General features: G+C 41.2%; 17 protein-coding genes and 1 pseudogene. 12 read left to right on the top strand and 6 right to left on the bottom strand.

Translation table 11 applies throughout. From position 1 onward, the window contains the following. Positions 1-20 precede the first annotated feature (20 nt). On the top strand, positions 21-1,127 hold the full coding sequence (locus tag KZC02_RS23405; RefSeq protein WP_221390894.1) for a bile acid:sodium symporter family protein: 1,107 nt from the start codon (positions 21-23) through the stop codon (positions 1,125-1,127). Between the two features lie 134 nt (positions 1,128-1,261). Here the strand turns inward: KZC02_RS23405 and KZC02_RS23400 are convergent, their stop codons facing one another. The 4 genes from KZC02_RS23400 to KZC02_RS23385 all read right to left on the bottom strand — a co-directional run bounded on the left by KZC02_RS23400 (position 1,262) and on the right by KZC02_RS23385 (position 7,471). Continuing rightward, complete coding sequence (locus KZC02_RS23400; protein WP_221390893.1) at positions 1,262-1,768, bottom strand: GNAT family N-acetyltransferase; 507 nt, start codon at positions 1,766-1,768, stop codon at positions 1,262-1,264. Between the two features lie 167 nt (positions 1,769-1,935). Further along, positions 1,936-3,156 carry a sensor histidine kinase gene (locus tag KZC02_RS23395; RefSeq protein WP_221390892.1) on the bottom strand — a complete coding sequence of 407 codons (1,221 nt, stop codon included), beginning with the start codon at positions 3,154-3,156 and terminating at the stop codon, positions 1,936-1,938. Positions 3,157-3,230: 74 nt separating this feature from the next. Further along, entirely contained in the window at positions 3,231-3,938 is a 708-nt protein-coding gene (locus KZC02_RS23390; protein ID WP_221390891.1) for a hypothetical protein, read from the bottom strand. Between the two features lie 164 nt (positions 3,939-4,102). Continuing rightward, positions 4,103-7,471: a T9SS type A sorting domain-containing protein gene (locus KZC02_RS23385; protein ID WP_221390890.1), complete on the bottom strand. Its 3,369-nt coding sequence runs from the start codon at positions 7,469-7,471 to the stop codon at positions 4,103-4,105. Positions 7,472-8,000: 529 nt separating this feature from the next. Here KZC02_RS23385 and KZC02_RS23380 point away from each other — a divergent pair. From KZC02_RS23380 to KZC02_RS23360, 5 genes are all read left to right on the top strand, one after another. Next, on the top strand, positions 8,001-8,630 hold the full coding sequence (locus KZC02_RS23380; protein WP_221390889.1) for a response regulator transcription factor: 630 nt from the start codon (positions 8,001-8,003) through the stop codon (positions 8,628-8,630). Positions 8,631-8,853: 223 nt separating this feature from the next. Continuing rightward, positions 8,854-9,882, top strand: a complete 1,029-nt coding sequence (gene moeB, locus KZC02_RS23375; RefSeq protein ID WP_221390888.1) for a HesA/MoeB/ThiF family protein — start codon at positions 8,854-8,856, stop codon at positions 9,880-9,882. Between the two features lie 105 nt (positions 9,883-9,987). After that, positions 9,988-11,127, top strand: coding sequence for an ATP-binding protein (locus KZC02_RS23370; RefSeq protein ID WP_221390887.1), 1,140 nt, complete (start codon positions 9,988-9,990; stop codon positions 11,125-11,127). Positions 11,128-11,262: 135 nt separating this feature from the next. Further along, positions 11,263-12,150 (top strand): sulfite exporter TauE/SafE family protein, encoded by an 888-nt coding sequence (locus tag KZC02_RS23365; RefSeq protein WP_221390886.1) that lies wholly within the window; start codon positions 11,263-11,265, stop codon positions 12,148-12,150. 77 nt (positions 12,151-12,227) lie between these two features. Then, positions 12,228-12,698: an NADH-quinone oxidoreductase subunit A gene (locus KZC02_RS23360; protein WP_221390885.1), complete on the top strand. Its 471-nt coding sequence runs from the start codon at positions 12,228-12,230 to the stop codon at positions 12,696-12,698. 77 nt (positions 12,699-12,775) lie between these two features. Here KZC02_RS23360 and KZC02_RS23355 read toward each other — a convergent pair whose 3' ends face one another. Beyond that, entirely contained in the window at positions 12,776-13,537 is a 762-nt protein-coding gene (locus KZC02_RS23355) for a hypothetical protein (protein WP_221390884.1), read from the bottom strand. A gap of 343 nt (positions 13,538-13,880) precedes the next feature. Here KZC02_RS23355 and nuoB point away from each other — a divergent pair. The 4 genes and pseudogenes from nuoB to KZC02_RS23335 all read left to right on the top strand — a co-directional run bounded on the left by nuoB (position 13,881) and on the right by KZC02_RS23335 (position 18,671). After that, positions 13,881-14,407, top strand: a pseudogene (gene nuoB, locus KZC02_RS23350) (NADH-quinone oxidoreductase subunit NuoB). Between the two features lie 65 nt (positions 14,408-14,472). Then, positions 14,473-14,994 carry an NADH-quinone oxidoreductase subunit C gene (locus KZC02_RS23345; protein WP_221390883.1) on the top strand — a complete coding sequence of 174 codons (522 nt, stop codon included), beginning with the start codon at positions 14,473-14,475 and terminating at the stop codon, positions 14,992-14,994. 116 nt (positions 14,995-15,110) lie between these two features. Further along, on the top strand, positions 15,111-16,826 hold the full coding sequence (locus KZC02_RS23340; RefSeq protein WP_221390882.1) for a hypothetical protein: 1,716 nt from the start codon (positions 15,111-15,113) through the stop codon (positions 16,824-16,826). A 147-nt stretch (positions 16,827-16,973) separates the two neighbouring features. Then, positions 16,974-18,671, top strand: a complete 1,698-nt coding sequence (locus KZC02_RS23335) for a hypothetical protein (RefSeq protein WP_229253746.1) — start codon at positions 16,974-16,976, stop codon at positions 18,669-18,671. Positions 18,672-19,099: 428 nt separating this feature from the next. On the opposite strand, the gene KZC02_RS23330 is transcribed toward KZC02_RS23335, so the two are convergent. Then, a complete protein-coding gene (locus KZC02_RS23330; RefSeq protein WP_221390881.1) occupies positions 19,100-19,519 on the bottom strand; it encodes a DUF2251 domain-containing protein in 420 nt (139 codons plus the stop codon). A 210-nt stretch (positions 19,520-19,729) separates the two neighbouring features. On the opposite strand from KZC02_RS23330, the gene carB reads away from it, so the two are divergent. Together carB and KZC02_RS23320 are read left to right on the top strand one after the other, a co-directional pair. Further along, on the top strand, positions 19,730-22,573 hold the full coding sequence (gene carB, locus KZC02_RS23325; RefSeq protein ID WP_221390880.1) for a carbamoyl-phosphate synthase large subunit: 2,844 nt from the start codon (positions 19,730-19,732) through the stop codon (positions 22,571-22,573). A 173-nt stretch (positions 22,574-22,746) separates the two neighbouring features. Then, positions 22,747-23,256, top strand: a complete 510-nt coding sequence (locus KZC02_RS23320; protein WP_221390879.1) for a GNAT family N-acetyltransferase — start codon at positions 22,747-22,749, stop codon at positions 23,254-23,256. The last annotated feature ends 1 nt before the right edge of the window (position 23,257 follow it).

The raw sequence follows: 23,257 nt of genomic DNA, 5'->3' as shown, positions 1-23,257 counted from the left end.
AAGAACAATATTTACAAAACATGAATATTTACAAGCTTCTGTCTGGTGTTGCGGTTTTACTTTTACTCATTGCACTCATCTTATCATTTACAGGAAATATCCATCAGGCCGGCCCGTTTTTCATCGGATTCTTTCTTTGCATGGCTATCGGCTTCCGCGGTTTCGATAAGCTAAAAGGTTTTACTTATACAACGGTCATATTTTCTGCAGTCACTACTGCACTCTATTATCCTCAGTATTTCCAAACCGTAAACGGTTTTAAACTTGCAACATTGATCACCCCGCTTATTCAGGTTATTATGTTCGGTATGGGAACGTCTATGAGTTTCGGTGACTTTGTTGGTGTTGTAAAAATGCCGAAAGGCGTATTTATTGGCGTTGTAAGCCATTTTATGATCATGCCCACAATCGGGTATACACTTGCAAGTATCAGCGGTTTCCCTCCTGAAATTGCCGCCGGAATTATCCTCATTGGCTGTTCTCCAAATGGCATGGCTTCCAATGTAATTTCTTATCTGGCGAAGGCGAATCTGGCACTTTCCATTACTATTACAGCCATATCCACTATGCTCGCTCCGATCATTACACCATTGTTAATGAGTTTCCTGGCAGGCGCTTTTGTAGATATAGACACATGGAAAATGATGAAGGACATTATTTACATGGTCATTATCCCGATTGGAGCCGGGCTGATTTTCAATAAATTATTCAGTGGAAAAGCGAAATGGCTGGATGATGCCATGCCTCTGGTGTCTATGGCCGGAATTGCATTTATCATTGTGATTATTACAGCAGCAGGAAGAGATAGTTTACTCACTATCGGCCCAGCTTTGCTCTTATTGGTGCTGATACATAATTTGTCTGGCTATACATTAGGTTACTGGTCAGGAAGATTATTTAAAATGAGCGAGAGGGATTGCCGGACTATTGCTATTGAAGTAGGCATGCAAAACGGCGGGCTTGCTTCCGGAATTGCAAAAGAGATGGGAAAAATGGCAACAGTTGGACTGGCACCGGCTATTTTTGGCCCGTTAATGAATATTACCGGATCAATACTTGCTTCCTGGTGGCAGGGAAAACCAACCGGTGACGAGGAGGTTTATGTGGAAACCGGACGGGCGCATTGATATAATGGGGCGGTGCTATGTGGGATAGAAAGATAGGGCGTTGCCCTATCCTGAGATATTATGCCCTTTCAGGGCGAAGGGACTTGTAAATAGTTGGTGCCCTGTTTTGAGACATTCCGCCCTTTCAGGGCTTTTTACTCCTCTTCTTCCAGTATTAACTGCATAAATACCAGATCTAGCCATTGATCAAATTTATACCCAACTTCTCTTAAATAGCCTTTTTCAATAAAACCGTATTTTTTATGAAATTCGATACTTCCGCGATTTGCGGCGTCTATTCCGGCAATCATTGTATGCAATCCTGATTCTTTTGCACGTTGTATCAAACTTCCCAGCAGCTTCCCTCCCACTCCGATCCCTCTTGACTTGTCATCCAGATAAATCGAATGCTCCACACTGAATTTATAACCGATTTTAGGACGAAAAATATTATACGATCCATACCCGAGTACTTTTTTGTCATGCTCAGCCACAATGACCGGCATTCCGTCCAGGATCATTTTCTCAAACCAGGCAGTTTGCTCTTCAAGGGTTCTTATTTCGTAATCGTAAATGGCAGTAGAGGTAAGAATAGCTTGATTTATAATTTCTAAGATAGATGGTAAATCACGGGGAGCAGCATTTCTGATAGTAATATCCATTAAAGACTTTATTCGATTAGACAGGTTATGTATTAAGCTCAAAGTTACCCCAAATTAACAAAACTCATATAATCTGATAATCCTTTATTCGTATGTATTGTAGAAATTGTTTAAAAACGAATCTTTTCCGTGACTAAATCTATTCAACACAACAGTTTAAGGCCAATTTACGCGGCTTTTGGAAAAGATCCGTGAATATGTGCACCTTGTCCAGAAAAATTCACTTCCAGTACACCTCCCAATCCTTCAATACGCTCCCGCATGGTGGTCATACCCAGGCCTGTTCCTGGTTTTGCTGAAAGTCCGCGTCCATTATCTTTGATATCGATTACCACAGAATGATCTTTCCCATATAGCGCAATATCCACACGCGTAGCACCGGAGTGTTTGAGACAATTGGTTACTGCCTCGCGGACAACCTTGTATAATTCTTCATTCTGGCTACCTGTTACTTTCTTTTCCAACTCCTTATCTACCTCCGTATGGATTTGCAGATTACTTCCCGGCCCGAAACGAAGTGAAAGATTTTCCAGAAGACTGAAAGTGCTGTATTGCTCTTTCGAACTTGTTTCATTGAGCCTGTGCATGAACTCACGGGCATTAATATACCCCTCGCGTACATCCTCTTCAATGTCAGTTAAAGCATGCAATGCTTCTTCACTTTTTACCTTGTCTTTGAGGTCGGCTATGTGGTACTGAACAGCAAGCCAGTCCCCGCTCACTTCGTCGTGCATGTTTTTGGAAATTATCTTACGCTGACTGATTATCGCTTCTTCATTTTCAGTTTTCAGGCGAATCCGGTCAAGCTCCATTTCCTTTTCCATACCCGTCAGTTCGTCCACAAGTTGCTGTCGTTCTATTTGTCTCCGTGCCTGCTGGCGTTTGTTGTTCAGGAATAAAATTATGGCAACCAGTATAGCCAATATAGCCAGCCCCAACAATTTATTCATCGTTGCCTGGCTTTGCAGGTTTTTGGTTTCAAGATCTTTGATCGCTACTTCTTTTTGAGCAACGGAATATTTTTGTTCGGCTTCGAAGACAACACCTTTCTGAATAATCACATTTGATGAATCCTTATAAGCCTGGTAAAGTTTGAAGTGTTTTAACGATTCCTTATATTCTCCTTTGGATTCGAAGTATTCGGATAATACATGACTTACCTCTTGATTAATTTCCTTTTTTAGCAGGGAGACGTTAAGTTTTCCTAACAGATTTAACCCTATGGCAGTATTTCCCAATTTTATTTGCGCGAGCGCAGCATAAACTTCCCACCAGAAATCCGCCGATGGCGTTGTTTTAAGAAGAGTCTTTATATACCGATCACTTCTGATAGAATCGGAATAATCGATTACTTTTTTATAATTACCAAGGTGGTAATAAGTTACCATTAAGCTACGGTAACAAGTCTGCTTCCAATGACCGGTTGTATCAGTGATAGACCTCAATAGGTTATCTATTATTTTTATTGAAGAATCGGCGTAAGCCGCTTTTTTTCGGTTTTGTACAATTTACTGTACGAGAATGATTTTGCAATATATGCATGGTACCGGGTAATAGAGTTTTGAGGAATATCACCTAACGAACCCACCAGTTTGTTGGCATAATTTAGAGCTTCATGGTTTAGTTGAAGGTCATTATGAATTCTCCATAAAATTCCGTAGCCATCAGCAGTAACATCCTTGTATCCCTCCATTTTAGCCATTTCAGTTGCCTTGTGTAGAAATTCAATAGCTGAGGTAAAACGATCATGGCGACTCTGAAACACTGCCTTGTTCAGATAGGCAACAGCCAGGATTTTGGAATTCCGTTTAACTAACTCTCCGTTTGCAATAACCTGATCATTCCATTTTTCTTCAACTTTATTTGTTTGTATTCTTCCATAAAAAGTACAGATACTTGCCGCACAAATCATTTTGGCTTCCGGACTGTTATTGGTTTTAAACTCTGCTTCCAATTCCTTGTTGAGAGAGTTAAATTCGTCATAATATTGATTTGTAAATTCTCTTGGCGTGTTTTCAATTATTTTACATATTTCCAAATAATTAATATTCTTCCCCTTACCCTTTGGCTTCAGACTGTCCGGCAACGCCTTAAATAAACTATCGGATATCTGTCCGGTTACTATCGCCGGAATGAACATAAAAAATAATAAAATAAAGATTCGGTTCATTGGAATAGTATGTTGAACAAAGCTGTTTATGGAGATCACACTTAATATTCAGACCCCAATTTTCAGAATTTAAATCTAACAAAAATCAGGATATTTTTTTGTTTTTAATGATAAAACCCCAGCCTGAGACGGACCGGGGTTTTATCATTAAAGTTTAATCAAATTTATTTCACTACAACAATTTTGCGGAGCTCGGAAGCCCCACCCTTATGGGATATTCTGATCATATATACACCCGGGTTTACACTCACCATACTAAGGTTGTTTTGCAAGGTACTTCCTTTCATCTCACGGATTGTCTGGCCCAGGCTGTTGATCAGCTCAACTCCGGTTACCGAAGTCCAGTCAGCTGTTTCAATCGTTAGTTTGTCACTGACCGGGTTAGGGAATAAAACCGTACGGAGGTTTTCTTCGTTCTGTACGCTCCTGATCCGGCTGTATGCGAAGCTGCCATCGTTATCCACCATTTTCAGGCGGTAATAACCTGTCCCGGTTATCGGGTTTTGATCTGAATAATTGTAATTGCCGGCACTGTTTCCTTCTATTTTGACCAGTTCTACAAAATCTTTCGAATTGTGGCTGCGTTGCAGTTCATAATGGCTGAAATCTTTTTCGCTCGCTGTTTTCCAGGTCAAATTTACTTTTCCTTCGGCAAGTCTGGCCTCGAAACTGATGAGCGTGACAGGAAGTGGTGTGGTGGTCAATCCGAAATTATTGGACAGATAGCTCACATCGGCAGCAACCCTTAACGTTTCATAGGTAATTCCGGCACAATTGGCTGTAACAGATGTCTCTCCGTTTGCTGTTCCGTCCCCTGCCGAAACACCAGCTGTTACCGGGCCGCCCTCACCTAATGTGTAATAGCCGGCCGGCAGTTCTTTTACCGCAGACCCTGTTGAAGTGGTCCCCAGTACGAGTTTGTAAGTACCCTGTGGTTTGCCGCTGAACAGGTAGTTCCCGCTTGCATCCACAGGCTGCACATCAATTTGTGTGCTTCCCTGAAACAAAGTAACATAAAGGCCCAAACTCGTTCCGTTCAACTCTGTGCCGTTGATACCGTCCGAAAGTAATGTGTTGTCTTCGTAAACTGTTCCGCCAAGGTCCACTGTTGGCGCAGTGATAACCACACTGGCAGAAGCCGGCGAAGAACAGGTTCCCGATGTGGCGGTAATGGTATAGGATCCGGTCGGAACGGTAATTGTATTACCCGAAATACTGGTTCCGGCAGATGGTGACACTGCATAGCTGTATGTTGCATCGTAGTTTGCGATCGTGAAACTTCCTGTTGCCACTGTGCAGGTTGGCTGCGTTACAGTACCAATGGTTGGCTGGGCCAATGCAGTTGGCTGTGCATCAACGGTTGTGCTGGCAGAAGCAGGTGAACTGCAAGCTGCTGCGGATGTGGCTGTTACTGAATATGTTCCGGCTGGTGCTGTTATAGTGCTCCCGGAAACGGTTACCCCGGCTGACGGAGAAACGGTGTATGTGTAGGAAGGATCGTAATTGGTGATCTCAAAACTCCCCGTAGTTACTGTACAGGTTGGCTGCGTTACCGTTCCCAGTGTTGGCTGTGCAGGCGTTGATGGCTGCGAATTTACGGTTACACCCGCAGATCCCACTGAGGTGCAGGCTCCCAAAGTCGCAGTCAATGTGTAACTTCCGGCGGGTGCCGTTACTGCATCTCCGGAAATTGTTACGCCTGTGGATGGCGAAATAGTGTATGTATAGCCTGGATTGTGATTCGCAATCGTAAAACTACCCGTACTTACCGAACAGGTCGGCTGCGTCACCGCGCTCAGCGTGGGTTGTGCTGGTGTTGCCGGCTGGGCATTGACCGTTGCACTCGCCGATGCGGGTGAAGTACAGGTCCCCGAAGTGGCAGTGACCGTATAACTTCCTGCGGGAGCGGTTACCGAACCTGCCGAAACCGTCACACCGGCAGAAGGCGAAACGGTGTAAGTGTAGCTTGCATCATAATTGGTGATCGTAAAGCTGCCCGCTGTTACAGAGCAGGTGGGCTGGGTAACCGGGCTTAACTTGGGCTGGGCCAGAGTTGTTGGCTGTGCATTGACCGTTACGCTGGCAGAAGCACTTGAAACGCAGGCGCCATCAGCCGCAGTGACCGTATAACTCCCGGCCGGAGCCGTTACCACACCACTTCCCGAAACCGTTACGCCTGTTGACGGTGATACCGAATATGTCACCGCTGCATCATAGTTGGTAATGCTGAAACTTCCGGTCGTTGACAAACAGGTTGGCTGGGTAACAGTTCCCAAGGTTGGCTGGGATGGGGTTACGCATACCGGGGTGATTGCAGTTGGGCAGCTTCCAACAGGACCGGGTTCGTTGGCCGGGTTGGTTTGCGTATCAAAGGTGTTGCTGGTTGCTACATAGCTGTACTGACTCTGGTCATAGTACAAAAAGCTATCGGTCAAATCACCGTTAGAGATAACTTCAATACGTGTTCCCGCACCAGTGCCATTACGGAAATTGTTCCAGGTAGTAATACTCTTCAAAACTGTGCTCTCTGTGTATAGTGCAAATCCGTTGTTACTCGAATTGTTTTTGAAAGTTGAGAAGCTTATTAGACTGGGAGGCGACATATTAGTGGTTTTTATTGCTCCTCCCTCGGTCCCGGTTGAAGTGCTATTCTCGCAGAAATAACTTTTCGTAACGGTAAAATTCATTCCGCTGCTTGCATGGATAGCTCCGCCACCACTGCTTCCACTTCCCAATGCTTTATTGGTGACAAACTTGCAATCAGTGATCAGAGTTGTACCAGTTTCAGCCTGGAACCCCATTGCGCCACCTCCATTGGTTGTACCATTCGCAATATTATTCTCAAAATAACAATTGCTAAACAGAATGTTATCCGAAGTATTCGCTACACGGCTTAAAACCCTAAATGCACCACCCGGAGTTGTACCCCCGCTTGATGAATTTCCAATTACGGTACAATCATAAAACTTAATTACAGAGGTTCCACTTCCCGCTGTGTTCAAAGACAAAACTCCCCCGCCACCCGATCCGACGCCACCGGTAAATTTGACACCATATACAGTTAGAGTCGTACTTGTTCCAGTTCGGCTTCCCAGAATCCTTGCGCTGCCACTCGGGCTAAATGTGGTTACATTCGCTGTTGGGTTATACCCAGTTTTATCGGTGCCGGTAGCGTTGGTGGGATAACCTCCACTTATAAAAAAAGGCCCAGCCCCGGTAAGCAAATTCGTAACGGTGTAAGTGCCAGCCGCCACATAAACGTTATGACCTGCATTCACAAAGGCAGACAGATTACTCTGGTTGGCGGCGTCTGTCCACGTTGTCCCACCTCCGCTTGACCCGAATTTAATATACCTGTCGGCACTGAAACCTGCCGTACTAAAGAGCATTGCCAGCATGATAATCAAACCTTGCTTACCAACCAGGTTTAGGTTAAATACTGAAAATAGTTTGCGATTATGCCCCGTTTTCAACGGGTTAAAATGATCCAGAAACGATTCATCATTTTGACCATGTGTGTAGTGATTTTTCATACTTTTTACTTGCTTTTAGTTGATTGGATTTTACTGAGGGTATTAAAATTTTCTTCGCGTGCGTATAATGGTTTCATTCTTTCTACTTGTTTAGTGTGTGGATTGTTTACGTGGAAATTATTTTAAAAAAATCTGCAATTTTTCTTGATACGAGTTGCCCGGCCATTTTTCTGAACTGGCGTCATTAACGGATTAGTCGCACAATTCAGTTCTTTGCAGTTTTATAATAGGAATAAAGAATACTTAATTTTCGGGGATTTACAGTACTGTTTTGCTTGTGCAAAGTTATGTTGAATGCTATTCAAAATATGTCCCAATATTTATCCAAAAACGGCTCAAAATGTAACAGGATGTCATATCGCACAATTGCGCTATGTTGATGCAAAAAACATGCGATGTTTGCAAAACGTATAATACTAATAGCTACTTTTATGGATAAACACATTATAACTATTAACCAAAATGACCAGATTGGATACTAAGGAATTAAACTGATTATCCGCTATGTTGTCGTTAAAAATTGCCACAAATGAACCTATGTATTATTGACGACCACAAGCTTGTGGCCCAGGGGCTGATGAACCAGCTGCTAAAAGAACAGGACGTCAAAATGGTTTCTGTATTCTACAGTGCTGAAGAATTCCTGATGGAAAAGTTTACGGATACACAGCCGGATTTGGTATTAGTAGATTACATGATGCCAGGTATGAATGCATTGGATTTGATCACATTAAGCATTTCAAAGCTGCCAAAAACAAAGTTTATAGTACTTACATCCCTTATGGAGCCTGAATTGGTGAAAGAAGTTTTTAGTGCCGGTGCTTCGGGGTACGTAACCAAAGATGTAACAATAGACGAACTGCTGGAAGCTATACTGATGGCTTTGAACGGTGGTCGCTATATCAGCCATTCCATGAAGGAAAAACTGGTACATAATATGTTCATTGATGAACCGCTGAGTTACAAACTTTCTACAAGAGAAAATGAAGTATTGATTCAAATTTGCCAGGGAGCTACGCCCAAGGAAATTGCTGCTAAAATGGGATTAAGCCTCCATACAATTCATCATTTTATACGAAGGACTATGCGCAAAATGGATGTAAACCGCACTATAGACCTGGTGGTACTGGCAATTAAAAATGGTTTATATATGCCGTGACAAAATAGCTGTGAGTGGCAATCATGAACATTTAGTTTAAAATTCGGGACTTCCATTTCTCCAAAGGTCAACAATCAAAACCATGCCCCACGGTTTAAAATATACGCGCCTTGTATACTGATTTTTGGTGGTGCTCATAAAATTAAAATTACCCGTTCTGTGTTAACCTGAAACCAGAAGCATAAAAAAGGCCACAAACCAACCGCAAAAAGCTATATTAAACATGGAACCAGAAGAACGCAAGCGATATAGCCGCCAGATTATTTTACCTGAGTTAGGACTTTCAGGACAGGAAAAACTGAAAGCTGCCAAAGTGCTGGTTATTGGTGCAGGTGGTTTGGGCTGTCCTGTGCTGCAATATCTTACTGCCGGCGGAGTGGGTACCATTGGCATCGTTGATGATGATATTGTAACAATTAGCAACCTGCACCGGCAGATTTTGTATTCTGCGGAAGATATTGGAAAAGGCAAAGCTCAAACTGCCAGAGAAAAATTATCGCTTTCTAATCCTTTTATAAATTTCAATATTTTTCCTCTCCGGCTGGACAGTGAAAATGCATCCGCTATCATTGCGAATTATGATTTGGTAATTGACGGTTCAGATAATTTCCCGACACGTTATCTTGCTAATGATACTTGTGTAGAATTGGATAAATCATTGGTTTTCGGCTCCATTCTTCGTTTTGAAGGTCAGCTTTCAGTATTTAATTATAAGGGCGGCCCAACTTACCGCTGTCTTTTTCCGGAAGCAGAAGAAGGTGATAATTGTGCCGAAGCGGGTGTGATCGGAATTCTCCCTGGCATTATTGGAACTTACATGGCCAATGAAGCAATTAAAATAATCTGTGGAATTGGAGAACCTCTTTCGGGTAAATTAATGGTGATCAATTCATTAACGAACGAAACCAATATTTTTCTCTTCGAAAGAAGTGTAAATTTAAACACTCCAAAAATCATTCATAACCCTGTTGTAACCCAAAGTAAAAGCTCAGAAGAAATTTCATTTGACGATTTCGAACACTTACAGCAATCTGATCCTGACAGTTTGATGCTGATTGATGTGAGGGAAGAATATGAATATGAAGAAGATTTTGTTGGCGGAATCAATATACCATTGCCGGAACTGGCAGAAAATATCACAAAAATGCCTGCCGACAAAACTGTTATCTTTTATTGCCGCAGCGGTGCCAGAAGTTTAATGGCAGTAAATCTTTTGAAAAAAACAATTTTGAAGGAAAAAGCTATTGGATGAAGGAAAGTTGAATTAAAGTTACAAACATCTATTTTTCATTAATTGGTTGGTTAAACCCGACGAATTTAGCTAAATTCGTCGGGTTTAACCAACCAATTTAGCTAAATGATCTTTTCACGATATATTTTACCTGCCATACTGAGTAAAATATCTTCCAATAAAGTGGTCGTATTAACCGGCGCACGACGAGTTGGAAAGACTTTTATTCTGAATAAGATCAAAACTGATTTTGAAGGCACTTCTTTATTTATGAATGGTGAAGATCTCGATGTTATTGAATTATTAAATAATCGCAGGGTTTCATCATTTAAGCGTTGGATTACCGGAATAGACCTTTTAATTATTGATGAAGCCCAGGCCGTTCCTGAAATTGGAAAATCCCTTAAGCTACTTATTGATTCTTTTCCCGGATTAACAATATTAACCAGCGGCTCATTCGCATTCGAATTATCTAACCAGACCGGAGAACCGCTGGTTGGAAGACAAATAAATTTTCAGCTTTTCCCATTAGCCCAACTTGAATTATCATTGAGTGAAACCTTTCTGGAAACGAAGGAAAAACTGGACAACCGGTTAGTTTTTGGGAGTTATCCGGATATACTGCAGATTCTTAATACTGATGAGCAAACAGCTTATTTGAAAGAATTAGTGAATGCTTATTTACTTAAGGACATCCTCATGTACGAGCAGGTGCGCTACTCCCATAAAATGCTCCAGTTGCTGCAGCTGGTTGCGCATCAGGTGGGACAGGAAGTTTCGTTGGATGAGCTGGCCAAATCGTTGCAACTCGACAGAAGTACAGTTGAGAGGTATCTTGATTTATTCTCGAAGGTTTTTATCATTTTTCGTATCGGCGGGTACAGCCGCAATCTTAGAAAAGAAGTTACAAAATCATCTAAATGGTATTTTTTTGATAATGGGATCAGGAATACTTTGATTAATAACTTTTTACCTATTTCCCAGCGTCAGGATATTGGGGCACTTTGGGAAAATTATCTGGTAGCAGAACGTATGAAATATAATTCTTACACCAATAATTATGCATACACTTACTTCTGGCGGACCTATGATCAGCAGGAACTCGATTGGCTTGAAGTAAAAGATGAACAACTAACAGCTTATGAATTCAAATGGAGTGATAGTAAAGTAAAATTCCCAAAGGCTTTCGTTGAAGCCTATCCGGAAGCCAAAACAAACTGGATCACCCGCGAAAACTACACCGATTTTATTACTGGTATCCTCTGAAAAATTGTTCCTGCATTCCCTGTCTCCCGGGTTTTCAAACACATTAAATTTACATGAAAATTACTCTATAAGTTTGGTAGATTAGATAGTTTTCTTACTTTTGTGCATCGCTGTTTATCTGAAAAAAATAATAGTATGCTTGCAAAAGTTCTTTCCTTAAAGCTTCCATCCAGAATATGGCTGCTGATTCCTATTGGTTTACTATTGGTACTTATTGGTCTTTTAATTTTTAATGGTACAGTACCAATTACCCAGGAAGGATTCCAAACATTTATAAGCAGCGATTTTGCCTTGTATCTTTTAATTGGATTAGCCGCACAGCTGGTTGATGGAGCCCTTGGAATGGCATATGGTGTAACTTGTACATCATTTCTATTGAGCATGGGTGTTACCCCGGCAGTCAGCAGTGCCAGTGTGCACGTAGCCGAAATGTTTACGACCGGCGCATCAGCAATATCTCACTTTCGGTTTAAAAACATTAATAAGAAACTATTCAAAAGCCTGCTGATCCCTGGTGTTTTGGGAGCAATAACGGGTGCCTATCTGCTATCGGATGTGATCGATGGCAATGTGATCAAGCCGTATATGGCGTTTTACATGCTCGTGCTGGGAGTAATTATTATCAGGAAAGCGATAAAAAAGACCTTCGTTAAAAATAAAACAAAAAGAATTGGTTTGCTGGCCGCTACCGGCGGTTTTCTGGATTCGATTGGCGGTGGTGGATGGGGACCAATCGTAACTTCTACCTTACTCGGGCAGGGACGTGATCCGCGTTACACGATTGGCTCTGTAAATGCAGCAGAATTTGCTATTACGTTTGCAAGCGGTATTACCTTTCTTATTTTTCATGGTGTAAACAGCTGGCAGGTTGTGCTTGGCCTTATTGTTGGCGGTGTAATAGCTGCACCGGTTGGAGCCTTGGTAGTAGGAAAAATTAAGCGTAAACCATTAATGCTTACTGTCGGTATCCTTGTGATTCTTTTGAGTTCACGTACCATTTTACAAAGTCTTGGCCTGATTTAAGTGTTCACATTTCATGCGATGCTTTTTTGACGGGCAAAGTCAAATTCGTTAGATTTGCAAAAACTCACTTTTGCATCATGCTTACCGATTTCGGATATATATTTTTATTCATTATTGCTGCCATTGCTTTTACAGCACTGATGTTAACCATCGCCCGGTTTCTCAGGCCGGACCGTCCGAATGAAGAAAAACTTACTACTTATGAATCGGGGGAAGATCCGCTAGGAAATGCGAATATCCAGTTCAATGTTCGTTTTTATGTCATTGCCCTCATTTTCGTGCTTTTTGAAGTAGAATTGTTATTTCTTTTTCCGTGGTCCGTAGTATTTGGAAATGAAGATCTGATAGCACAGACCAACGGGCAATGGGGCTGGTTTGCCATGGCTGAAATGGCCGTTTTTGTTGGGATACTTAGTTTTGGATTAGCCTATGCATGGGCAAAAGGATATCTGGACTGGGTAAGGCCAACACCTCAGATCCCGGAAGTAAAATCGCCTGTTCCGGCAGACCTTTATCTGAAAGTGAATGAAAAATACAGCAGGAAATAATCTGATACCATACAAAAAGAGGAGCACAAAAAAATATTCGTGCTCCTCTTTTTATATTTAAATACTATATAACCTTATCAATTCATTCCACCCCATTTACCGTGTTTGCTTTTCGGCGTCATAACAATACCAATGCTCAGATATAACTGATTAGGTTTGAATGTATCCACATCTGTTACCTGCACATTTTCACCACGCCATTGTCCGGTAGTTACAACTGGTAAGTGATAAGCGAGTTTGCTGCTGATGTAAAACTTATCAAAATGCTTGGGCATGATACCTGTTTTATAATCCACACCGATACCTGCATTCAGGTTAAGACTTCCTGTATATAACTTCACAGCCTGATAGCTTGCAGGACTGCTGATCACTTTCGTCAGGCTGGCTGAATAATTACTTTTAATACCAAGTTTGTAAAACATGGCATCCACTCCGATCGGGATAAAAACATTCCATTTGGGTGTGTTTACCAATTTCGGCCCAAAATTGAATCCTAATCCTACGCCCCACAATGAAGCACGTTTTTTATCCACTTCGTTATTAGGTTTTGTACTGTTCATCAGAATAAGCCTGTGCTCGGAAATCCAACGATCCGATTCCATACGTTTTGCCAATACAATAGAACTCATCAGTGAACCGAATGGCTCTGTTCCAAGCAATTTTAACTGCTTGCGCATATCGGTAAAACTGTTATTGGATAACAGTCCGAATTCAGCAAAAACCGCAAAACCGGAAGTATATTTTTTAGTGGCAGGTGTAACCGCTGTTGAATCAGTTTGGGCGAATACAGAACCGGACAACATCAGGAGTAATGCGCTGAGAAGAATTTTACTTTTCATTTTTTAATTGTTTGTACTTATTGAATTGTTAAAAATGTAATCGCCGAAAAAGGTTTTTATTTGCATAAAATTTATGATATCATTCAATATCAACCTTTTATAAATTAATATACAGTATGCACCATTCACACGAAAAGTGCTGACTTCATTATATACATTTATGTATACTTTTGTATAGTTGAAATTGTTGCAATAAAGTGGTGCAAAGCATAAATGAATTAGAAAAAAACGGAAGTTATTTAAAAAGTAAATTGTAAGATCCGGGCAAACAGCCGGAAAAGCGATCAGAAATAATTTCCTGTCTAATCAGGCTGGCGTGATGAAAAACGATATCTGAACAACTATGAACGAAAGAATAAAGACCGGAGACGGAGGAATAATTCTTACAAATGCGGAAGATCTCATGAACTGGGCACGTCTTTCATCCTTATGGCCAATGGGTTTTGGGCTGGCTTGCTGTGCAATTGAAATGATGGCTTCTTACGCATCCCATTATGATCTGGAACGCTTCGGTATTTTTCCAAGGCCTTCCCCCGCCAGTCGGATGTAATGATCGTTGCAGGAACCGTAACCTTTAAAATGGCCGATCGTATCCGCAGATTGTACGAACAAATGCCTGAGCCCCGTTATGTAATTTCTATGGGGAGCTGTTCGAACTGCGGCGGGCCATACTGGGAACATGGTTATCATGTTGTAAAAGGCGTGGACAGGATTATTCCTGTGGATGTATATGTGCCAGGTTGCCCGCCAAGACCGGAAGCATTAATCGGAGGTTTTATGAAACTGCAGGAAAAAATAAGAGGCGAACATCCGCTGGCTCCCGAATTATTTTTAGAAATGGAAGCAAAGATGGCTCAGGAAACCGCTTAAAATTTTATTTTTAAAATCAGGATTATTACCCTTCATTTTTAACGCTTAATTCTTCATTACCAAAAATGACTTTCCCAGAGATTACAGAAATAATTGTTGCTGAATTCGGTCATCATACGGTTGATACTGACATAAAAGGCCCGCAGCCTATATTGATCGTGCCGGTTGAAAAAATTGCCGTTATCTGTCAGTTCCTGCAAGAAAATGAGCGTTTATATTTTGATTATCTGGCTTGTATTACTGCCATAGACAATGGGGCGGGCCTGGCAACGATGGAGATTATTTATAATCTTACCTCTATTCCATATGGCCATAATCTGATGATAAAAATAATTTTTCCCAGAAATCTGCCCGAACAGCATATTCCCATTGTTCCTACGGTAAGCCATATATGGCGGACTGCTGACTGGCATGAGCGGGAGGCATTTGATCTGGTAGGAATATACTTTGAAAGGCATCCCGATATGCGACGGATTTTGCTGCCGGAAGACTGGGAAGGCCATCCTTTAAGAAAAGATTACGTTGAACAGGACCGGTATCATGGAATTTATGTCCGGTACGAAGATGGCCCGAAACTTAATCCGTAAAGGATTCATATATTTATATTGGCAAGAATAATAATCCAGGAATTCAAAAAAAGATAAATTTGGTTGTTGGGTAAAGGCTCGCTAATTTTCGTTACAAATACCTAACAATTAACAGAATGCGCTTCATCTTATTAACCGTCATACTGGCCGGTATATCATTATATTCTTTTGCTTCAAAGGGTAATACAACCAACCCATTAGCAGCAACGGATTCTCTGATCATTCAGGGTAAAATCCTTAATTTAACAGGCAGGCTGTACCGGCAGGCACCTAACATTACATTTTCCAGAAACAATATTCTTCAGCCACAGCTTGAACTCAGCAAACAGGCCGCATTGGCAGCCGACGGCAGTTTTCGTGTTTCCCTTCCTATGATTTATAACCAGGAAGAAATTTACCTGGATTATGGCGGCAAAGCTTTTACAACATTTCTGGGTTCACCCGGCACCGTAGAAATTGTATTTGACGGAGATTCTATCCAGAAAGCGAAGAAGCTCTTTTATTTTGCAGGTGTCAATGCAGCGGCTAATAACCAGTACAGTGCCTATCTTGCTGAAGAGAATAAAATATTGAGTACCAACACGGTATTAGGCTCGAAATTTTACGAAACATTTTGGGATAAAAGCACGGATGAAGCCATTAGAACTGCGGCGGGCAGGGCTGAATTACGCACCTCAGTACTGCCAAGAATCAATGCAAACACCATTCCTGATCCATCACTTTCAAAATGGGTGACATCACTTGCAGAGGACGAAAGAATACAAAACCTGTATGAATATTCACTTTCTAACCGGCTGGAATTAGCCCGTACCAGTGCATTGATTGATAGTTTAAAAAGATTACAGAAAGCACCTTTAACAGCTCAAAAAGTTACTTTGGCTAATCGGTTTGGAAATTACGCTGACCAGAAAGTAGAAGAGAAAAAATACAATAATCCGAGTCGCAGCAGTTCTTTACCTGTGCGTCTGATGGCTTCGCTCATTAAAAATAATGCTTCTAAACTTACCGGTACAGAAATTGCCAGACTGGATGATATAGCTGTGAAGGGCATTGCCGAAAAAACTGAACTGGATTTCATCAATCAGCTATATGCTAAAAATGAAGCGGTACTGAATCTGCTTTTTGCGTATGAAAGAGAAAGCCGAACTTACAGCGACCTGTTTGACAGCACAGCCAGAGAATTTTTGAAAGCCCGCTATCTTCCAAAAAACTTTTATAAATATACTTATCCGCAGCAGATCCTTTTAAGCAAGCACATTCAGGGCAGGTTGAGCGTTCCCCAATTTGGTCAGTCACTTGATGAGATAGTAAATATTGAGGTAAAGGATAGTGCCAATATCAAGAAAATGAGCGCATTTAAAGATATAAGGGCAGAACCTACCGAAACTTTACCGGGCTATTATTTATCTGTTTCCAATGAAAGAGGAACAACCTGGCTGAACCGCGTTCTGGATAAGTACAAAGGAAAAACCATTTATATGATCAAATGGAATTTTGAAGATGCCAAAAGCCGGGAAGAATTAGAGTATATCGCTTCTCTTCAGGCCCAGTTGCCGGAAGATGTCGTTTTTCTGTACATCCATCTTCCGGCTGATGATATGGTGGTATCAGATGATCTTGTAAAACAATACATTGTACGTCATCGTTTAAAAGGTGTACATCTATTTTTAAACAGTGACCAGACCATGGATCTGCTTTTCAAATTAAATCCTATTGAACCCGGGACGTTTGCTATTTTGAAACCAAACGGAAAATATTCTTCTAAAAATGCCCTTGCGCCAAGTGCAATGGAAAAAACCATACAGGCAATACTTCAGGCTGGTTCAAAATAATTTCACCTTAAACCTCGTTCAAAACCCAGAATTAAACTGCAAATACCTTACCTTATCTATCATTAGTACATTCTTCATTAAGTCCGCAGTTTTGCCAAACTAGTGCCCATGTATAGATATCTGTTCCTTTTTCTCTTAGTTACCACAATGGCATCAGCGCAAAAAACTGACAGTCTGGCGGACGGTACCTATGTCAGGAAAAACGGAACTTATGCCATTGACAGCATCCGTTATACCAATCTGAAGCTTCGCATGTCAAAAACCAGGTTCTCCCGTGCTGTATACCGTCTTTTTTTTAGGGATGTATACAATAAAGGAAAAGTGACCGAGGTAAAGCAAATTGAAACCAATCCTTTTACGCCATATGAAGGAATGGTGATCCGCAAGATCATTATCCGTCAGCTTAATATGCTGGGTGAATCTGTTTATGATACAACCCGGAAAGGAAATCAGCTGGAAAATTTCCTGAGCAAAAATCTCCATACCAATACACGCCAGGGCATTATCAGAAAATCATTTTTGCTTTTTTCAGAAGGAGATGATATCAAGGCAAAAGTTTTAAAAGACAACGAACGCTTGTTGCGATCGAACAAACTTATTGTCGATGCACGTATCATTGTTGTTCCCCGAACTGACGTTACCTGGATGGCCGATGTTATTGTATTGATCCAGGACGCGTGGTCATTGAATTTTTCCGGAGGTTTCAGCGGTTTTAATAAACTGCACATCGGATTGAACAATATCAATGTACAGGGAACAACCCATTCGCAGCTTACCAGAATACGCTGGGATTCAAAAGATACTTTGCAGAAATTACAGTTCAGGACGGTTTATACAGTACCTTATATCGGTAAAACTTTCATTACCGGCCAGGCAAGTTTCATTCTCGAAAGAGATATCCGGGAACAATCCCTGCGTTTTTTCAGGCCGTTTCTTACTACCGAAATGAAATATGCAGGAGCGCTCGAAGCCGGTCATACAAAGCTCCGGCAATACAAGCGGGAAATTGATAATACAGATGTCCCAATCCCCAATTTTTCTATTTCCTATAATTATTATGATGCCTGGCTGGGGAGATCTTTTAAATTCCCGTTTGAAAATAGTTTTCTGAGTAAAAATGCGAGGCTTGTAACCGCTATCAGGCACAACAATTACAGCTTCAAGGACAGGCCGGAGGTTCGAGCCGATACCAATAGGATTTACTGGAACCGCAGTGCTACACTGGTAAGCCTTGGATATTCCAACAGGAATTACAAAAGAGATGTATTGATCTATGGTTTTGGTAGAACGGAAGATGTTCCGGTCGGTAACTTGTTTGCACTTACATTAGGGCAGGAAAATACAGAATTTGGCCAGAGAGGCTATGTGGGAGTTCAGTATGCTGCCGGAAAGTACATTCACCACAATTTAGGGTATATGTATGGATTACTGAATTTTGGCACTTATGTCAAAAATAAAAGGGCACAGCAGGGTGTTGCAAGCGGGCAATTGAATTATATCAGTAACCTTATTCCTCTGCGTTACAGTTTTTTCAGGCAGTTTGTTACAATCCGTTATACCCAGGGAATAAACAGAGATCCGCTCGATTATCTGAATATCAGCCGGGACCAGGGAATCAGGGGAATTTACAGCGATCAGCTTATTGGTACCAAAAGACTTACATTAGGAACAGAAACAGTATTCTTTTCCGATAAAAGTTTACTTGGTTTCCGGATCGCCTACTTCGTCTTTGCTGATCTGGGTGTTGTAAATGGTACGGACAAACTTCGCAAAAGTCCGCTTTACCAGGGTTATGGATTTGGAATGAGGTTAAGAAATGAAAACCTGGCTTTTAATACACTATAGATCCGCTTCGGTTATTATCCCAATATTCCCGGTATTTCTTCACCATTCCGCTATGGAATTGACGGCAATGTGCCGCTTAAGTTGAGGGATTTTGATATTTCTGCTCCGGCCATTGTACCGTTACAATAATTTTTTGTTTAGGACAAAAATCAAGTTCTATTGGTATGAAAGTAGATTTCGGATTAGTAAATCTAAATTGTTCCCTTATCACCAAACGTTCCGAAGGAAGGTAATGCATATCACTTCCTATAATTCGTTATACCCAACAGGTATTTCTGCAGAACAAAATCAAGAATAAAAATTGCTTTCATGTTCCAGACGAACATCTGGCAGGTAGCCAAAAGTTTTCAAGGTTTGTTCGTCCGTTCCGGAGAAACAACTGATGGGAGGCGTTTCGGATAAATATGGCTAAATACAATATCACCTGACTAACTACTGAAAATTCTCAGGATAGTTTCATCAGTCAGTTTCCTGGAACTGCTTTGTACCCATTCTCCTACATTTTCAGGAAAACCATTTCTGCAAAATCCCGATTTTGTCCTGAAATCAAATATGGCCTGGCAATAATCATTAATTAAAAGGGATGCGATGTTTCCATCTTCGGTCCACATGATCTGGAGCTTACAAGGTGTGTCCCGTTGGATGACATCTACTACATTATAAATATGAAGCGCATCCAGAACGGTAATTTCTGTATTTATTTTTACCGCATAAAAATATCCCTGACTTAAATCATCCTCAAAGGAAACCACATGGGAAGTTACAGGCGCCACGCATGTAAAATAGGCATCCTGACCGATCTGAAAGGTTTCTTCCAGTCCAATGCTCATTTTTTTGTATTTATTCATAAAATCTGATGTCAGCTAAACGCTTCACTTTAAAGTTTTAAAGCGTCTGTATTTAAAAAAATAACGCTAATTTATCACAAGCCGGTTTTCTTTTCGGATATGTGAATTAACTTTGTGGAATTTTTGGACGTACCCCTGCTTAGAAAGTATCAGGCATTCCCCGAAAGTTAGTAAACGTTAGTTCCACATTTCTACAAATTACCAATTACTGTGCCCAAAAATACGAATATCAAATCCGTTCTGATTATCGGTTCAGGTCCAATTATCATAGGTCAGGCGTGTGAGTTTGACTACGCCGGTTCCCAGGCAGCCCGAGCACTTCGGGAAGAAGGTATTGAAGTGGTTTTGATCAACTCCAATCCGGCCACGATTATGACTGACCCAATCAGCGCAGATCATGTGTATCTGCTTCCGTTGGAAAAGAAATATATTGTTGAGATTCTTGAAAAACACAGAGCACTTGGAAGGCCAATAGACGCCGTACTTCCTACAATGGGAGGACAAACTGCATTGAACCTTGCCATTGATTGCGATAAGGCGGGTATTTGGAAAAAATATAATACGGAAATCATTGGTGTTGATATCAAAGCCATTGAAACTACTGAAGACCGGGAAAAATTCCGGCTGAAAATGCTGGAACTGAATGTAAACGTTTGTAAAGGACGTACAGCAAGATCGTTTTTGGAAGGAAAAGAAATTGCTCAGGAAATCGGTTTCCCATTGGTTATCAGGCCATCTTTTACCCTGGGCGGAACCGGCGGAGGTATTGTTCAGAGCGAAAAAGATTTTGACCAGGCACTCAATAACGGCCTGCACGCTTCTCCAACCCACGAAGTTCTGGTAGAGCAAAGTGTATCTGGCTGGAAAGAATATGAATTAGAGCTTTTAAGAGATAATAAAGGGAACTTCATCATCATTTGTTCTATCGAGAACTTTGATCCGATGGGCGTGCATACCGGCGACAGTATTACCGTAGCACCGGCTATGACACTTCCCGACACGCTTTACCAGCAAATGCGTGATCTGGCTATCAAAATGATGGATGGCATTGGAAAATTTGCAGGCGGATGTAATGTTCAGTTTTCTGTAAATCCGGAAAATGATATGATCATTGCTATTGAAATTAACCCGCGGGTATCACGTTCTTCTGCACTTGCTTCCAAAGCTACCGGATATCCGATTGCGAAAATAGCTGCTAAAATGGCAATTGGCTACAATCTGGATGAACTGACAAATCCGATTACAGGAAGCACATCTGCATTTTTTGAACCAACGATTGACTACGTAATTGTAAAAGTTCCTCGCTGGAATTTTGATAAATTCAAAGGTGCCGACCGTTCATTAGGCCTGCAAATGAAATCGGTAGGTGAAGCAATGGGAATCGGGCGTAATTTCCAGGAAGCACTTCAAAAAGCTTGTCAGTCATTGGAAATAAGACGTAACGGATTGGGTGCCGATGGCCGCGAACTACGTGATCAGGAAGCCATCAAATACAGTCTGGCAAACCCGAGCTGGGATCGTTTGTTCCACATTTATGACGCTTTCAAAATTGGTTTGTCTTTCAAAACGATCCAGAACCTGACTAAAATAGATCCATGGTTTTTACGCCAGATCGAAGAGTTGATTGAACTGGAACACGAAATTGAGAAGTTTGATCTAAGCGATATTCCAAAGGAGCTTTTGCTGAATGCCAAACAAAAAGGCTACGCAGACCGTCAGATTGCACATTTATTGGGAACCAAGGAAAGTAAGGTTTACGATAAAAGAGCAGAAATGGGCATTAAACGTGTTTACAAATGTGTAGATACCTGTGCTGCTGAATTTGAAGCAAAAACCCCATATTACTACTCTACTTTTAATTCTTCACAGGAAACCCCTGATAACGAGTCTATTGTAAGTAATAAGAAGAAAGTAGTTGTTTTAGGTTCAGGACCAAACCGGATCGGACAGGGAATTGAATTCGATTACTCTTGTGTTCATGGTGTTTTGGCAGCAAAAGAAGCCGGATATGAAACAATCATGATTAACTGTAACCCTGAAACGGTTTCAACGGATCCTGATATTGCTGATAAATTATACTTTGAGCCGGTTTTCTGGGAGCATGTATATGACATTATCCAGCACGAAAAACCGGAAGGTGTTATTGTTCAGCTTGGCGGGCAAACGGCTCTGAAAATGGCTGAGAAATTAGACAAATACGGTATCAAAATTATTGGAACCAGTTACCAATCGCTCGACTGGGCTGAGGATCGCGGACGTTTCTCTTCATTGCTGGAAGATCTGGATATTCCGTTCCCGCAGTTTGGAACAGTAAGAACTTCCGATGCTGCTGTGGAGCTTTCCCGTACATTAGGATTCCCGCTTCTGGTACGCCCTAGTTATGTTTTGGGTGGACAAAATATGAAAATCGTAATCAACGAAAAGGAACTGGAACAGCATGTAGTGAAAATCCTGCATGATATACCTGATAACAATATTCTTCTGGATCACTTTCTGGAAGGTGCGCTGGAAGCCGAGGCTGATGCAATCTGTGACGGAGACGATGCTTATATCATTGGGGTCATGGAACATATCGAACCGGCTGGTATCCATTCCGGAGATTCTCACGCAGCACTGCCCCACTTTGACCTGACAGATGACGAAGTAGCGCAAATAGAAGCACATACACGTAAAATAGCTTTGGCGATGAATGTGAAAGGGCTGATAAATGTGCAGTTTGCTATCAAAAATGGCATTGTGTATGTAATCGAAGCCAATCCGCGTGCGTCCAGAACGGTACCATTTATTTGCAAGGCATACCAGGAACCGTATGTGAATTACGCAACGAAACTGATGTTGGGAGATAAAAAATTAAGTGATTTCACATTCAACCCGGTTAAAAAAGGATGGGCCATAAAAATCCCGGTGTTCTCCTTCAACAAATTCCCGAATGTAAACAAGGAATTAGGGCCTGAAATGAAATCAACCGGTGAAGCAATATACTTCATTGATGATTTACAGGATGATTTCTTCCAGAAAATTTACGGAGAGCGGAATTTGTACCTGAGCCGGTAGGAAGATTGAAGTTTTTTGATATTGAAAAGCCCGAACGCGTACGTTCGGGCTTTTTTTGTGCACTTGTACTGATTTTTAAATCATTGCAAGATTCTGGTTAGTCCAAAGGATGTAAGTAATTTTGAATTAGAATTGATTGGGTAACTCAATCTAACTTTAATAAAAATTGAAAGATGCATATAATTGAAATCACAGCAAAAAATGATTTTGGCTACCATGATTTTTTTGTACAGGGGCTTTCCAGGCATGGCGATTGCTTCAAAATGAATCCGGATGAACAAAAGCCTGATTCTTTCCCGACCAGTGAAAATCCATATAGTTTCACAATAGCAGCTCTTGATGCAAGCGAAAAATTAATGGGCGTGGTAAGTTTTCAAAGATTGGTAGAAAACAGAAAGAAATTACAACACAAAGGACAAATATTTAAAATGTACGTATCCAATGAAAATGGAAGAAAAAATATTGGTACTACGTTATTGAAATACGTCATCGAACGTGTCAAAAATGATCTTCCGGATATTGAACAGATTAATCTTAATGTTGCAACAAAAAATGAAAAGGCGAAACAGCTTTATCAAAAACTAGGATTTGAGCACTTTGGAACGGAACGCAATGCCTTTAAATTCAATGACATTTATTACGATGATGATTACATGGTATTAGATCTAAAACTGCATGCTTAAA

Origin of the sequence: Dyadobacter sp. NIV53 (genome assembly GCF_019711195.1) — a bacterium.
Lineage (GTDB): Bacteria > Bacteroidota > Bacteroidia > Cytophagales > Spirosomataceae > Dyadobacter.
Note: the sequence above shows the minus strand (reverse complement) of the source record. Positions and strands in the feature narration are given on the sequence as shown.